The 15,058-nt window shown below is 57.1% G+C and carries 14 protein-coding genes; 10 read left to right on the forward strand and 4 right to left on the reverse strand.

All coding sequences use genetic code 11. The features are described from left to right. Nucleotide 1 precedes the first annotated feature (1 nt). Complete coding sequence (gene metB, locus B4M48_RS15835; RefSeq protein ID WP_039381178.1) at nt 2–1,162, reverse strand: cystathionine gamma-synthase; 1,161 nt, start codon at nt 1,160–1,162, stop codon at nt 2–4. A gap of 275 nt (nt 1,163–1,437) precedes the next feature. Between metB and metJ the strand changes: the two genes are divergently transcribed. Beyond that, nucleotides 1,438–1,755: a met regulon transcriptional regulator MetJ gene (gene metJ / locus B4M48_RS15840; protein WP_039381180.1), complete on the forward strand. Its 318-nt coding sequence runs from the start codon at nt 1,438–1,440 to the stop codon at nt 1,753–1,755. Between the two features lie 73 nt (nt 1,756–1,828). Here the strand turns inward: metJ and rpmE are convergent, their stop codons facing one another. Continuing rightward, nucleotides 1,829–2,044, reverse strand: coding sequence for a 50S ribosomal protein L31 (gene rpmE, locus B4M48_RS15845; RefSeq protein WP_039381182.1), 216 nt, complete (start codon nt 2,042–2,044; stop codon nt 1,829–1,831). Nucleotides 2,045–2,265: 221 nt separating this feature from the next. Here rpmE and priA point away from each other — a divergent pair, with 221 nt between their 5' ends. The 6 genes from priA (at nt 2,266) to rraA (ending at nt 9,509) form a co-directional block, all read left to right on the forward strand. Then, a complete protein-coding gene (priA, locus tag B4M48_RS15850) occupies nt 2,266–4,464 on the forward strand; it encodes a primosomal protein N' (RefSeq protein WP_039381185.1) in 2,199 nt (732 codons plus the stop codon). Between the two features lie 164 nt (nt 4,465–4,628). Further along, nucleotides 4,629–5,660 carry a DNA-binding transcriptional regulator CytR gene (gene cytR / locus B4M48_RS15855; protein WP_039381188.1) on the forward strand — a complete coding sequence of 344 codons (1,032 nt, stop codon included), beginning with the start codon at nt 4,629–4,631 and terminating at the stop codon, nt 5,658–5,660. A 210-nt stretch (nt 5,661–5,870) separates the two neighbouring features. After that, nucleotides 5,871–6,815 (forward strand): cell division protein FtsN, encoded by a 945-nt coding sequence (ftsN, locus tag B4M48_RS15860; protein ID WP_094111627.1) that lies wholly within the window; start codon nt 5,871–5,873, stop codon nt 6,813–6,815. 176 nt (nt 6,816–6,991) lie between these two features. Further along, nucleotides 6,992–7,522: an ATP-dependent protease subunit HslV gene (gene hslV, locus B4M48_RS15865; protein ID WP_071668633.1), complete on the forward strand. Its 531-nt coding sequence runs from the start codon at nt 6,992–6,994 to the stop codon at nt 7,520–7,522. An 11-nt stretch (nt 7,523–7,533) separates the two neighbouring features. Beyond that, complete coding sequence (hslU, locus tag B4M48_RS15870) at nt 7,534–8,868, forward strand: HslU--HslV peptidase ATPase subunit (RefSeq protein ID WP_039381194.1); 1,335 nt, start codon at nt 7,534–7,536, stop codon at nt 8,866–8,868. A 155-nt stretch (nt 8,869–9,023) separates the two neighbouring features. Then, complete coding sequence (gene rraA / locus B4M48_RS15875; protein ID WP_039381195.1) at nt 9,024–9,509, forward strand: ribonuclease E activity regulator RraA; 486 nt, start codon at nt 9,024–9,026, stop codon at nt 9,507–9,509. A gap of 51 nt (nt 9,510–9,560) precedes the next feature. On the opposite strand, the gene zapB is transcribed toward rraA, so the two are convergent. After that, a complete protein-coding gene (gene zapB / locus B4M48_RS15880; protein WP_039381198.1) occupies nt 9,561–9,800 on the reverse strand; it encodes a cell division protein ZapB in 240 nt (79 codons plus the stop codon). A 407-nt stretch (nt 9,801–10,207) separates the two neighbouring features. Between zapB and B4M48_RS15885 the strand changes: the two genes are divergently transcribed. The 3 genes from B4M48_RS15885 to glpX all read left to right on the forward strand — a co-directional run bounded on the left by B4M48_RS15885 (nt 10,208) and on the right by glpX (nt 13,705). Further along, nucleotides 10,208–11,056 carry an MIP/aquaporin family protein gene (locus B4M48_RS15885; RefSeq protein WP_039381201.1) on the forward strand — a complete coding sequence of 283 codons (849 nt, stop codon included), beginning with the start codon at nt 10,208–10,210 and terminating at the stop codon, nt 11,054–11,056. 29 nt (nt 11,057–11,085) lie between these two features. After that, nucleotides 11,086–12,597, forward strand: a complete 1,512-nt coding sequence (gene glpK, locus B4M48_RS15890) for a glycerol kinase GlpK (RefSeq protein ID WP_039381204.1) — start codon at nt 11,086–11,088, stop codon at nt 12,595–12,597. 97 nt (nt 12,598–12,694) lie between these two features. Beyond that, on the forward strand, nt 12,695–13,705 hold the full coding sequence (gene glpX / locus B4M48_RS15895; RefSeq protein WP_071668634.1) for a class II fructose-bisphosphatase: 1,011 nt from the start codon (nt 12,695–12,697) through the stop codon (nt 13,703–13,705). On the opposite strand, the gene emrD is transcribed toward glpX, so the two are convergent. Beyond that, the gene (gene emrD / locus B4M48_RS15900; RefSeq protein WP_039381210.1) at nt 13,695–14,891 is read right to left on the reverse strand and encodes a multidrug efflux MFS transporter EmrD; all 1,197 of its coding nucleotides are present in this window, start codon (nt 14,889–14,891) and stop codon (nt 13,695–13,697) included. The genes glpX and emrD overlap by 11 nt on opposite strands. Nucleotides 14,892–15,058: the final 167 nt, after the last annotated feature.

The following is a 15,058-nucleotide window of genomic DNA, read 5'->3' on the forward strand; positions in this document are numbered from 1 at the left end:
ATTACTCCCCGGCTGCGATTCGGAAGGCGTTATCCAAATCGGCAATTAAATCTTCGTGATCTTCAATGCCGACGGAGACCCGCAGCAGTGTTTCAGAGATGCCGGCGGCTGCGCGTGCTTCCGCAGACATGCCGGCATGTGTCATGGTGGCCGTATGTGAAATCAGGCTCTCTACTCCGCCCAGCGACTCCGCCAGCGTAAACAGCTGCAGCGCTTTCAGAAAACGACGCAGCCGCGCTTCATCTGCATCCAGCTCAAAGCTTAACATGGCGCCAAAGCCACGTTGCTGACGTCGCGCATATTCATGACCGGCATTTTCCGGCAGAGAAGGATGATACAGCTTCTTCACCAGCGGCTGCTGCTTCAGATAGTCCACTATCGCCAGCGCGTTGCGCTGGGCCGCTGCCATGCGGGGTGCCAGCGTCCGCAGACCGCGCAGCAGCAGATAGCTGTCAAACGCCGCGCCGGTCACGCCGATGTTATTGGCCCACCAGGCAAGCTCGGTGGCAACGGCCGGATCTTTTGCAATCACCGTCCCGGCCACCACGTCAGAGTGGCCGTTGAGATATTTTGTACAGGAGTGGATCACCAGGTCGGCCCCGAGGGCGAGCGGATTTTGCAGCGCCGGGCTCAGGAAGGTGTTATCCACCACGCTGACGGCACCCGCCGCGCGCGCCGCCTGACAGATTGCCGCAATATCCACTACGCGCAGCAGAGGATTGCTCGGGCTTTCCACCAGCACCAGTTTTGGCTTTTCGGCCAGCGCTGCGGCCAGCGCTGCGCTGTCACCCTGGTCGACAAACTTCACACGGTAAGCCCCGCGCTTGCTGAGGCTGTCAAACAGGCGGTAGCTGCCGCCATAGCAGTCGTGGGGTGCGATCAGCAGATCGCCGGGCTTCAGGAATACAGTGGTCACCAGGTGAATCGCAGACATGCCGGTATTTGTCAGTACGGCACCCGCCCCGCCCTCCAGCTCAGCCAGCGCGCGCTGTACCACATCGCGCGTCGGATTGCCACGGCGCGAATAGTCGTGGGCGCGCGGCTCATTAAAGTCGAGAAAATTATAGGTGCTGGAGAGATGAATCGGCGGGACTACGCAGCCATACTGCTCGTCATCATTCAAACCGCTGCGTACTGCGATGGTTGCCTGTTTGCGCGTCATGGGCTCTGCTGTTCCTGAAGAGGGGTAAAGTGCCCACAGGATAACATTCCGCTAACAGACGTCAATACATCTGGACATCTAAATGTCTTTGCGTATAGATTGAGCGCAGAGCGAATAACCGCTAAAATTATAGGTTATTGCCTGCTGAGCAGCGCATGCGCTTCATTAACGCGGCGCTGAAGCACAAAATCCACGGCGCAGGCGGTCAGGCACGCAAAAATCGGGCATAATCCACGGATCATCCCCTATAACACTTTTATTAATTAAGGTAACTCATGGCTGAATGGAACGGCGAATATATCAGCCCGTACGCTGAGCACGGTAAAAAAAGCGAGCAGGTTAAAAAAATAACGGTTTCTATCCCGCTGAAAGTGCTTAAAATTTTAACCGATGAGCGTACACGTCGTCAGGTGAACAATCTGCGTCACGCCACGAACAGTGAGCTGCTGTGTGAAGCTTTTTTGCACGCGTTTACCGGTCAGCCTCTGCCCGACGACGTTGACCTGCGCAAAGAGCGCAGCGATGAGATCCCGGAAGAAGCGAAGCAGATTATGCGCGAGATGGGCATCGACCCGAATAGCTGGGAATATTAAATTCTGGTATAAAAAAACCCAGCCGAGGCTGGGTTTTCTTTTGCATCCGGGATAACCCGGCGGCAAATAAATCTTATTTTTTGCTGCCCGGAATGCTGAAACGCTTGTTGAAGCGATCAACGCGGCCGCCGGTGTCAACAACACGCTGCTTACCAGTATAGAACGGGTGGCATTTGCCGCACACGTCCAGGTTCAGGTCGTGGTTCATGGTAGAACGGGTGTTGATCACGTTACCGCAAGAGCAAGTGATGGTCACTGCTTCGTACTTCGGGTGAATACCTTGTTTCATGGGAAAACCTCATAAAAGGCCGTGTCGCTCTCCATGCCAGGCGAACCTGCACAGCACCACACGCGGTTGAACATTATATGTATCTCTGACGAGCTATCTCACCAGAGGCGGCATAGTATACAGAATTTAACCGCCCGAGGCAAACATTGCTCAGCCATACACGCCTGCGGCCCCAGCGTGTACACTACCGTCCCTGATTACAGAACTGGATAGAGATCGCAATGTCCGTCGTAAAGGTTGCCCTGCCCGTCCCGCTACCGCGCCTGTTTGATTATCTGCTCCCTGCTGACGCTGCGCAGCCGGCAACCGGCAGTCGCGTCAGCGTGCCTTTTGGCAACCGTAAGCTGACTGGCATTGTGACCGGCGTGACCGAAAGCAGCGATCTGCCGCTGAAGCAGCTGAAACCGATAGAAGCCGTGCTGGATGACAGCAGTCTGTTTTCGCCCGCGCTGTGGCGCATCCTCAACTGGGCGGCCGGTTACTATCATTCACCCGTCGGGGAAGTGCTGAGTCATGCGTTACCGGTTCTGCTCCGCCAGGGGAAACCGGCACAGGAAGCGCCGCTGTGGCAGTGGGCGATCACGGAGGCCGGACGGGAAGTGGCGCCGGAAAGTCTGAAGCGTGCACCAAAGCAGCAGCAGGCGCTGGCCGCGCTGCGTCAGCAACCGCTCTATCGTCATCAGGTAAACGAACAGAGCTTTAACGACGCCGCTCTGCAGGCGCTCAGAGCCAAAGGGCTGTGCGAGCTGCGCGAGCATGCGCCATCTGCCGCGGACTGGCGGACGCATTTTGCCATTAAAGGCGAGCGTCTGCGGCTCAATACCGATCAGGCCATGGCCGTCGGGGCTATCCGGGCGGAAGACGATCGCTACGTTCCGTGGCTGCTGGCCGGGATCACCGGCTCCGGTAAAACCGAGGTCTATCTCACTATCCTGGAAAACATTCTGTCACGCGGCATGCAGGCACTGGTGCTGGTGCCGGAGATTGGCCTCACGCCGCAGACCATTGCGCGCTTCCGGGAACGTTTTGATGCCCCGATTGATGTGCTGCACTCTGCGCTGAATGACAGCGAAAGGCTGGCGGTCTGGCTGCGCGCCCGGCGCGGCGAAAGCGCGATTATTATTGGTACGCGCTCTGCGCTGTTCACCCCGCTGGCGCGGCCTGGCGTAATCATTATCGATGAAGAGCATGACAGCTCCTATAAACAGCAGGAGGGCTGGCGTTATCAGGCCCGCGATCTGGCGGTGTTTCGTGCACATGAAGAGAACATCCCGATTGTCATGGGTTCGGCCACACCCGCGCTGGAGACGCTGCATAACGTGCGCGTCGGCAAATACCGGCAGCTTAATCTCACCCAGCGCGCCGGTAATGCAAAGCCCGCTTTGCAGCAGCTGATCGATCTGAAAGGACAGCCGCTTAAGGGTGGTCTGGCGCCGGCGCTGCTCAGTAAAATGCGCCAGCACCTGCAGGCGGATAATCAGGTGCTGCTGTTTCTGAACCGGCGCGGCTTTTCACCGGCGCTGATGTGCCACGACTGCGGCTGGCTGGCGGAATGCCAGCGCTGCGACAGCTACTACACGCTGCACCAGCATCACCGCCAGCTGCGCTGCCACCATTGCGACAGCCAGCGTCCGCTGCCGCTGCAGTGTCCCGGCTGCGGTTCAACCCATCTGATGCCGGTTGGCGTAGGCACAGAACAGCTGGAGCAGCAGCTGGGCACGCTGTTTCCGGACGTGCCGGTTTCGCGCATCGATCGTGATACTACCAGCCGTAAAGGTGCGCTGGAGCAGCATCTGGCGGATGTGCATCGCGGCGGCGCGCGTATTCTGGTGGGCACGCAGATGCTGGCAAAAGGCCATCATTTTCCTGATGTTACGCTGGTGTCGCTGCTGGACGTTGACGGCGCGCTCTTCTCGGCTGATTTTCGTGCCGCAGAACGTTTCGCGCAGCTCTATACCCAGGTTGCAGGTCGCGCCGGACGCGCCGGCAAACAGGGTGAAGTACTGCTGCAGACGCACCATCCGGAGCATCCGTTGCTGCAGACGCTGCTGCATCGCGGCTACTTCGCCTTTGCTGACCAGGCGCTGCTTGAACGCCAGTCGGTGCAGCTGCCGCCCTGGACCAGCCACGCGCTATTTCGTGCCGAAGATATGGATAATCAGCAGGCTGCCGCTTTTCTCGTCCAGCTGCGTAATCTGCTGGAGGCGAGCCCGCTGAAAGATGAAGCCACCTGGCTGATGGGCCCGGTGCCGGCGCTGGCGCCAAAACGCAGCGGTCGGTGGCGCTGGCAGCTGCTGCTGCAGCATCCGTCACGCAAACGCCTGCAGCAGTTATTAAGCAGTTCGCTGCCGCTGCTGAGCACATTGCCCGCTGCACGCAAAGTAAAATGGACGCTGGATATCGATCCCGGCGAGAGCTGATGGCATCCGCATCTGCGAGCCAGATCGAAAAAAGTCGAACAAGTCACAGTTTTTATGCAAATTAAGTAACAGCCCTGCCCGCCAATGCGTTATCAATAGGATCACCCGGCCAGGACCGGCCCTTGCAGACAAACTGTACGCTGTATCACGCCAGGAGTAACACGTTGGACCCGAAGCAAACTTCATCTGCTGCCACGATGAAAGATGTGGCTGAGCACGCAGGCGTCTCTACGGCGACCGTTTCCCGGGCGCTGATGAATCCGGAGAAAGTGTCAGCCGCAACCCGGCAAAAAGTCGAGCAGGCGGTCATTGCGACAGGCTATGCATCGCATGGCCTGTCGCGCAATGCCAGACGCAATGAAACCCGGACTATCCTGGTGATTGTGCCCGATATCTGCGATCCCTTTTTTAGCGAAATTATCCGCGGCATTGAGGTCACCGCCGCGCAGCAGGGGTACCTGGTGCTGATTGGCGACTGCGCGCATCAGGATCATCAGGAAAAAACCTTTCTTGATCTGATGCTGACGCGACAGATTGACGGCATGGTGCTGCTGGGTTCACAGCTGCCGTTTGACGCCGATCCTGAAGCGCTGCGCAGCCTGCCGCCCATGGTTATGGGAAATGAATTCGCGCCGGAGATGGCGCTGCCCACCGTGCACATTGACAACCTGACCGCGGCGTTTGAAGCCGTTAACCATTTGCTGCAGCTCGGGCATCGTCGTATCGCCTGTATTACCGGGCCTGAAGCGGTTCCGCTCAGCCAGTATCGGCTGCAGGGTTATATTCAGGCGCTGCGCCGCAGCAGCATCCCCGTTGAACCGATGTTTATCGTACGCGGTGATTTCTCGTTTGAAGCCGGTGCCCGCGCCCTGAAACAGCTGATGAGTCTGCCGCAGCCCCCGGAAGCGCTATTCTGTCACAGCGATCTGATGGCGCTGGGCGCCATGAATCAGGCGCGCAAACTGGGGATGCGCATTCCGCAGGATCTCTCCATCGTTGGCTTTGATGATATTGAGCTGGCGCGCTATTACGAACCGCCCCTGACTACCGTGGCGCAGCCGCGCTTTGATATTGGCCGCGAAGCGATGCTGCTGCTGCTGGATGAGCTGCAGGGCAAGCGGGTAAATAATGGTTCGCGCCTGCTGGATGCAGAACTGCGCGTGCGCGGCAGTACAGCACCGGCTAAAAAGCGTTAGGTCACACGTGCCGCACTGCACATTTTCAGCAGATTCTGAAGGCAGACTCTGCTGGTCAAAGTTCGCACCCTTGAGTAACATGGCGCATTCATTGCCGGGCGGTTTACACCTCATTTATACCCGTCATTTTTCAAGCTGTAGCCAGGCTGGCTGCAACTCACACTGTTCAGGGTCTACGCCCGCAGGCATTTTGAAGGTATCAGGACGAAAGTGGCACAGAGAGATTATGTAGGCCGCGGGCGTTCAACAGGGACGCGTCGCAAAAAACCCGCCGGTCGCAGCAGCAGCAAAAAAAGCAAAGGCGGATCGGGTATATCGAAACTGATGGTAGTGCTCGCTGCCGCAGTACTGGTCACTTTTGCCGGTGGTTTATGGTTCATCGCGCACCATAAAAAAGAAGAGACGCCGGTTATCCCGAATCATAAAGTTAGTGGTAATGGCCTGCCGCCCAAGCCGGAAGAGCGCTGGAAATACATCAAAGAGCTGGAAAACCGGCAAATTACGGTTCCCTCACCGACTGAGCCTTCAGCCGGCGGCGAAGTGCAGTCGCAGACGCAGCTGACCGATGAACAGCGCCAGCTGCTGGAGCAGATGCAGGCGGATATGCGCCAGCAGCCTACGCAGCTGAACGAAGTGCCGTGGAACGAGCAGACGCCGGCTCAGCGTCAGCAGACATTACAGCGTCAGCAGGTACAGCAGCAGCAACGTCAGCAGCAGATACAGGCACAGCAGCAGCAGTTGCTGCAGCAGCAGACTCAGCAACGACAACAGCAGCAACAGCAACGTCAGCAGCAGATACAGGCACAGCAGCAGCGTCAGCAGCAGTTGCAGGCTCAGCAGCGCCAGCAGCAGCAGCAGGCTGAACGACCGGCACCGGTACAGCAGGCAAAACCAGAAACCACCAAAGTGAAGCCGGAAGAGAAAGCCTCCACACAGCGCTGGATGGTGCAGTGTGGCTCCTTTAAAGGCAGCGATCAGGCGGAATCTGTGCGCGCCGGTCTCGCTTTTGAAGGTTTTGAAAGCCGTATCACGACCGGCGGCGGCTGGAATCGCGTGGTGATTGGTCCGTTTAAAGATCGGAGTAAAGCTGACAGTACCGTGAAGCGGCTGCACAGTTCCGGTCACGGCAGCTGTATTCCGCTCGCCCTGCCCTGATAGCCTGAGCCCTGCTCCCGGCCTCACTCTACCGCCGGGAGCAGGCGTAGCCGAATTAAGACAAACCCCATCGCCCTGAGGGGTTGAAACCTTCTTAACCCACCCCATATCTGTTTGCATGATACGCCGCGCCGGGTGCGCGGTGTCTTTTTTCAACTGCAACAAGGGGTCTGCCCGTGACAACAATAGTAAGTGTACGACGCAACGGCCGGGTCGTTATTGGTGGTGATGGCCAGGCAACGCTTGGCAACACCGTAATGAAAGGCAACGTCAAAAAAGTGCGTCGTCTTTACAACGATAAAGTGATTGCGGGCTTTGCGGGCGGCACTGCCGACGCCTTTACCCTGTTTGAACTGTTTGAGCGTAAGCTGGAAATGCATCAGGGTCATCTGGTTAAAGCCGCGGTTGAGCTGGCAAAAGACTGGCGGACCGATCGCATGCTGCGCCGTCTTGAAGCGCTGCTGGCGGTAGCGGATGAGAACTCTTCGCTGATCATCAGCGGTAACGGCGATGTTATTCAGCCGGAAAACGACCTGATAGCGATCGGCTCCGGCGGCCCCTACGCCCAGGCAGCGGCACGCGCGCTGCTGGAAAATACCGACATTGGTGCACACGATATTGTTGAGAAAGCGCTGAACATCGCCGGCGATATCTGTATCTACACCAACCATAATATTAACTACGAAGAATTACCGTCTAAGGCGTAAGGACCTGAATCATGTCTGAGATGACTCCACGCGAGATTGTCAGCGAGCTTAATCGCTTTATCATCGGCCAGGACGGCGCTAAAAAAGCGGTTGCCATTGCGCTGCGTAACCGCTGGCGCCGCATGCAGCTTGACGAAGAGCTGCGTCACGAAGTGACCCCGAAAAATATCCTGATGATTGGCCCGACCGGCGTCGGTAAAACCGAAATTGCCCGTCGTCTGGCGAAGCTGGCCAACGCCCCGTTCATTAAAGTTGAAGCGACAAAATTCACCGAAGTTGGCTATGTCGGTAAAGAGGTCGATTCGATTATCCGCGATCTGACCGACTCCGCCATCAAAATGGTGCGCAGCCAGGCGATTGAAAAGAATAAATATCGTGCTGAAGAGATGGCCGAGGAGCGCATTCTCGACGTGCTGATCCCACCGGCTAAAAACAACTGGGGCCAGCCAGAGCAGAACGCCGAGCCATCAGCTGCGCGTCAGTCTTTCCGCAAAAAACTGCGCGAAGGCCAGCTGGATGATAAAGAGATTGAGATCGACCTTGCCGCCGCGCCGGCTGGCGTAGAGATCATGGCACCTCCGGGCATGGAAGAGATGACCAGCCAGCTGCAGTCCATGTTCCAGAACCTGGGCGGTCAGAAACAGAAGCCGCGCAAGCTCAAGATCAAAGATGCCATGAAGCTGCTGATTGAAGAAGAAGCGGCAAAACTGGTTAACCCGGAAGAGCTGAAGCAGGACGCTATCGACGCGGTAGAGCAGCACGGTATCGTGTTTATCGATGAGATCGACAAAATCTGTAAGCGCGGCGGCCAGTCTTCTGGTCCGGACGTTTCACGCGAAGGCGTGCAGCGCGATCTGCTGCCGCTGGTTGAGGGCTGTACCGTTTCGACCAAGCACGGCATGGTTAAAACCGACCATATCCTGTTTATCGCCTCCGGCGCATTCCAGGTAGCCAGCCCGTCCGATCTGATCCCGGAACTGCAGGGTCGTCTGCCGATTCGCGTTGAGCTGCAGGCGCTGACCGTGAACGACTTCGAGCGCATCCTTACTGAGCCTAACGCTTCCGTCACCGTGCAGTACAAAGCGCTGATGGGTACGGAAGGCGTTAATGTGGACTTCACCGAGGATGGTATCCGCAGGATTGCTGAAGCAGCCTGGCAGGTTAATGAGACCACTGAAAATATCGGTGCACGCCGCCTGCATACTGTACTGGAGCGTCTGATGGAAGATATCTCCTATGACGCCAGCGATCGCCACGGTGAGTCCATTACCATCGACGCTGAGTATGTCGGCAAGCATCTGGATGTACTGGTCGCAGACGAAGATCTCAGCCGCTTCATCCTGTAACACCCTTCTGATCGTTTCTGCTGCTCGGCCACTGCGCCGGGCATTTTTTTGCGCAGCATATTGATGCGGCGCTGCTTTTTGCCGGTGATGATTTTGCCAACACTCTTCAGATAGCGATATACTTATCTTTCCTGTGGCAAACAGACGGCATCCTTATGAAATACGATACATCTGAACTCTGTGACATCTACCATGAAGAAGTGAATGTGGTTGAACCACTTTTTTCCAACTTCGGTGGACGCACCTCATTCGGTGGGCAGATTACCACAGTCAAATGTTTTGAAGACAACGGCCTGCTTTACGACCTGCTGGAAGAGAACGGGCGTGGACGAGTGCTGCTGGTAGATGGCGGTGGCTCGGTACGTCGTGCGCTGGTGGATGCCCAGCTGGCGCGGCTTGCGGCGCAAAATGAGTGGGAAGGTCTGGTCGTTTACGGCTCGGTGCGGCAGGTTGATGAACTGGAAGAGCTGGAAATTGGCATCCAGGCGATTGCCGCTATCCCCGCTGGGGCGGCCGGTGAAGGCATTGGTGAGAGCGACGTACGCGTAAACTTTGGCGGCGTAACCTTTTTCTCCGGCGATCATCTCTATGCGGATAACACGGGCATCATTCTGTCAGAAGATGCGCTTGATATTGAGTAAACCGCAAACAAAAACGGGTGCCTGAGCACCCGCAGGTTTAAGCGCAGGTGCTTAAACCTCTTCCATTTTTCCCAGCAGTGCCCGCAGACGTTCCTGCCAGACATGCTGCTCTTCCTTCAAATGCTGATTTTCACGCGCCAGCGCGTCCTGATTGCCGGAAGCCTGGCTCACTTCGTTTTTCAGCGTATTGTTCTGCTCTTTCAGCTCTTCAATTTCCATTTGCAGCAGCGTGATGGTATCAATCGCCTGCTGTACTTTCGCTTCCAGTTTCTCAAATACTTCAAATGACATCGTTCTGACCTCTCCTAAAACTCGCAAGGCGTTGATGAAGCTGTAGCTGCCTCAATAAAGACGCATACAGCCATGTTGTCCCGATTGTATGTAGCCAAACCCGGCAAGTCCAGCGGCACGGGGCATTGGCGGCCAGTCTGTAACACTTTTCAGCTAATGCTTAAAAAATAAACCCGTTGCCAGTCATGATGCGCTAAGTGCGTTAAGAGACAGATTAATTGGCCTTAAAGAAAGGTAAAAGACGCGAAAACGCGCATTTTTATGACGCAGTACACAGAATTCAATTTCGCTATTTCTCGTTTATGTTCGTTAACGATAAATTCACATCAACCCTACATTAGCGCTGGGCGACTCAGGGATTGAGAACAAAAACTGATAACATTTAACCTCGCTTCAGGAATTCCATTATGAGTCAGACAACGAACACACTCAAAGGTCAATGTATCGCCGAGTTTCTCGGCACCGGTTTGATTATCTTTTTTGGCGCGGGCTGTGTGGCTGCGCTGAAGCTGGCCGGTGCGGCATTCGGTCAGTGGGAAATCTGCATCATCTGGGGTCTGGCTGTTTCGATGGCGGTCTATCTGAGTGCGGGCGTCTCCGGCGCGCATCTCAATCCGGCGGTCACCGTGGCGCTCTGCCTGTTTGCTAATTTTGAAGGGCGTAAAGTTTTACCTTACATTCTGGCGCAGGTTGCCGGCGCCTTCTGTGCCGCTGCACTGGTATACGGCCTTTATTACAATCTGTTTTTCGATTATGAAGCGAGCCATCAAATGGTGCGTGGCAGCGTGCAGAGCCTCGACCTGGCGGGTATCTTCTCTACTTATCCTAATCCGCACATCACGGTCGGTCAGGCGTTTCTGGTAGAGATGGTGATCACAGCCGTACTGATGGCGGTTATCATGGCGCTGACTGACGATGGCAATGGCGTACCGCGTGGCCCGCTGGCGCCGCTGCTGATTGGTCTGCTGGTTGCTATTATCGGTGGTTCAATGGGTCCCCTGACCGGCTTTGCGCTCAACCCGGCACGTGACTTTGGACCGAAACTGTTTGCCTTTATCGCTGGCTGGGGTGACGTAGCCTTCACCGGCGGCAAAGATATTCCTTACTTCCTGGTGCCTGTATTTGGTCCGCTGGTGGGTGCATGTCTGGGTGCCTTTAGCTATCGTGCGCTGATTGGTCGCCACCTGCCGGTAAACATCGCAGAAACCAGCAAAACAGAAAAACCTGTAGCGCGCGCTGAACAGCGTAAAGCGTAAGTTTCACTCTTAATCATCAGGACATTATTATGACTACGCCAGATAAAAAATATATCGTCGCGCTCGATCAGGGTACTACCAGCTCCCGTGCCGTCGTACTCGACCATGACGCCAACATCGTTGCTGTTTCACAGCGTGAGTTTACGCAGATCTACCCGAAAGCGGGCTGGGTTGAGCATGACCCGATGGATATCTGGGCTTCACAGAGCTCAACGCTGGTGGAAGTGCTGGCACACGCTGACATTAACTCCGATCAGATCGCCGCTATCGGTATCACTAACCAGCGTGAAACCGCCATCGTCTGGGATAAAGAGACCGGCAAACCTATCTACAATGCCATTGTCTGGCAGGATCCGCGCACCGCTGACTACTGTAATAAGCTGAAGAAAGAGGGACTGGAAGAGTATATCCAGCACACCACGGGTCTGGTGATTAACCCTTACTTTTCCGGCACCAAAGTGAAATGGATCCTCGATCACGTCGAAGGCGCACGCGAGCGTGCGAAACGCGGCGAGCTGCTGTTTGGTACCGTGGATACCTGGCTGGTCTGGAAGATGACGCAGGGCCGTGTGCATATCACTGACCATACCAACGCCTCGCGTACCATGATGTATAACATCCACAAGCTGGAGTGGGATGCACGCATGCTGGAGATCCTCGACATTCCGCGCGAAATGCTGCCGGAAGTTAAAGGCTCTTCTGAAATTTATGGTCAGACCAACATTGGCGGTAAAGGCGGCACGCGTATTCCGATCGCCGGGATTGCGGGTGATCAGCAGGCGGCCCTGTATGGCCAGCTCTGCGTACAGCCTGGCATGGCGAAAAATACCTACGGTACCGGCTGCTTTATGCTGATGAATACCGGTACTGAAGCGGTAACCTCTACCCACGGCCTGCTGACCACTATCGCCTGCGGCCCGCGGGGCGAAGTGAACTATGCGCTGGAAGGTGCCGTATTTATCGGCGGCGCCTCGATTCAGTGGCTGCGCGACGAAATGAAGCTGATCAACGACTCCACCGATTCAGAATATTTTGCGCTGAAAGTTAAAGATACGAACGGCGTCTATATGGTGCCGGCATTTACCGGCCTGGGCGCGCCTTACTGGGACCCCTATGCCCGTGGTGCTATCTTCGGCCTGACGCGCGGTGCCAATGCCAACCACATTATCCGCGCGACGCTGGAGTCGATCGCCTATCAGACGCGCGATGTACTGGAAGCGATGCAGAACGACGCCGGCACCCGCCTGCAGTCGCTGCGCGTTGACGGCGGCGCTGTCGCGAACAACTTCCTGATGCAGTTCCAGTCTGACATTCTCGGCACCCGCGTTGAACGTCCGGAAGTGCGTGAGGTCACGGCGCTGGGCGCAGCCTATCTGGCAGGCCTGGCCGTCGGCTTCTGGAACGATCTGGACGAGGTGCGTGCTAAAGCCGTCGTGGAGCGCGAATTCCGCCCTGGCATCGAAACCACTGAACGCAACCTGCGCTACGCGGGCTGGCAGAAAGCGGTTGCCCGTGCCAAAGCCTGGGAAGATGAAGCGTAAGTAACCCCCTGCCCGCGGTCCGTGCCGCGGGTTTCCCCCTCTCCCGCTTTTACCGCTGTGCTACACTGCCCGCCTGTTTTTCTGTCAGGTGCAAACCATGAAACGCGAACTCGCAATTGAATTTTCCCGTGTCACCGAAGCGGCAGCGCTGGCTGGCTATCGCTGGTTAGGGCGTGGCGATAAAAATGCGGCCGACGGCGCCGCCGTTAACGCCATGCGCATTATGCTCAACACCATCAACATTGATGGCCGCATCGTTATCGGTGAAGGCGAAATTGATGAGGCGCCGATGCTCTATATCGGCGAGCAGGTCGGCACCGGTCAGGGTGATGCCGTCGACATTGCGGTCGATCCGATTGAAGGCACGCGCATGACCGCTCTGGGCCAGGCTAACGCGCTGGCGGTGCTGGCAGTCGGCGATAAAGGCAGCTTTCTGCACGCACCAGATATGTACATGGAGAAGCTGATCGTCGGACCGGGAGCGCGCGGCGCTATCGACCTCAGTCTGCCGCTGGAAACCAATCTTAAAAATATCGCCATTGCGCTCGGTAAGCCGCTCGCGCAGCTGACGGTATCCATTCTGGCGAAGCCACGCCATGACGCAGTTATTGCCCAGCTGCAGGCGCTCGGCGTGCGCGTGTTTGCTTTTCCCGATGGCGATGTGGCCGCGTCGATCCTCACCTGTATGCCTGACAGTGAAGTCGATGTGCTGTATGGCATCGGCGGCGCGCCTGAAGGTGTCGTCTCGGCAGCCGTGATCCGCGCCATGGATGGTGACATGCAGGCACGCCTGCTGGCGCGGCATCAGGTTAAAGGAGAGAGCGAAGAGAATCGCCGGCTGGGCGAACAGGAGCTGCTGCGCTGCGCGGAAATGGGGATTGCGGTGGGCAGCGTGTTAACACTGAATGAGATGGCGCGCAACGACAACGTGATTTTTGCGGCCACCGGCATCACCAGCGGCGATCTGCTGAAGGGCATTACCTGTAACGGCAATATCGCCACCAGCGAGACGCTGCTGGTACGCGGCAAGTCGCGTACCATTCGCCGCATCCAGTCGATCCACTATCTGGATCGCAAGGATACGGCGCTGCACCCGTTTATCCTGTAACCGTCTGCTTGCCGCTCTCGGGATGACGTGAGAGCGGCCACCAGCACAGCAGCATCACCAGCGACGTGACAAACATCAGCAGGCCAAGGCTGGACTGATCGTGCTGCGGTAGCAGGGCAGAGAGCCACGCGACCACTCCTGAGCCCAGGTTCTGCAGGCCGCCAATCAGCGCTCCGGCGCTGCCCGCCAGCCAGGCGTAAGGCTCCATGGCACCCGATGTTGCCAGCGGGAACAGCATGCCGGCACCGAAGAAAAACAGCGCCGCCGGCACCAGCAGCGTCCAGATATTCATTACGCCAAACCATGACGGGATCCACATCAGCAGGCCAGCCAGCAGGCAGCTGTTTACCCCATACCACATCAGCGTATGCCAGGAGGTCTCTTCCCGGCCGGCAAACCAGGCACCAAAAAAGGCGGCCGGAATAGGCAGAATAAACAGAATGCTGACGGTCAGGCCATCCAGTCCCAGTACGCCGCCCATCAGCACACCGCAGCTCGCTTCAAAGACGGCGATGCCCGCCAGCGCGCCCACCAGCAGCAGCAGATAACGGATAAAATTGCCGTCGCTCAGCAGCGTGGCGTAGCGGCGCAGAAAAGGCGTAGCCGGTGCATCGCCCGGCCGGGTTTCCGGCAGCCAGCGCGCCATAGATGCCGTAACGCCCAGGCACAGCAGCAGCAGAAAGGCGAAGCAGGCGTGCCAGCCAATCAGCCGGGTCAGCAGCGCACCTATTACCGGTGCCAGCAGCGGACTCACCAGAATGCCCATATTCAGCAGGCTGTTGGCCCGCCGCAGCGCGGTTCCGGCATACAGATCGCGCGGCATCGTGCGCGCCATAACGCCGGCAACGCCGGTGCCGAGCCCCTGGATAGCGCTGCCCAGCACCAGCATCTGCAGCGATGAGGCGAACAGCGCGATCAGCGCACCACAGGCAAAGATCGTCATGCCGGTAAGGATCACCGGGCGACGTCCGACGCTGTCCGAGAGCGGGCCGTAGATCAGCTGCGATCCGCCATAGGTGATCAGATAGGCCGCCATGACCTGCTGCATTGCGCCGCTGCGCACGTTGAGCGCTTCTGCCATTACTGCCATAGCGGGCACATAAATGGTTTGTGCCATCTGACCCACGGCCACCAGCACAATCAGCATGAATAACAGAAAACGGTTTTGAGTTTTATCGATCTGCATGGAACACGATATCAGCCTGAAAAAAGAACGCGCCGGCAGCACTTAGGGTTCGCCGGCAGTAATGGCGGCAAAAATATCAGGATTACGTGGCAAATCGAGAGCTGAGCTGCAGGAAGCCAGGTTGCCAGCCGTCAACCTCCTGTACCAGACTGTAAACAGGTTGCTAC

The sequence above is a fragment of the Pantoea sp. UBA6567 genome (genome assembly GCF_002434165.1).
In the GTDB taxonomy this organism is placed as follows: Bacteria; Pseudomonadota; Gammaproteobacteria; order Enterobacterales; family Enterobacteriaceae; genus Pantoea; species Pantoea eucrina.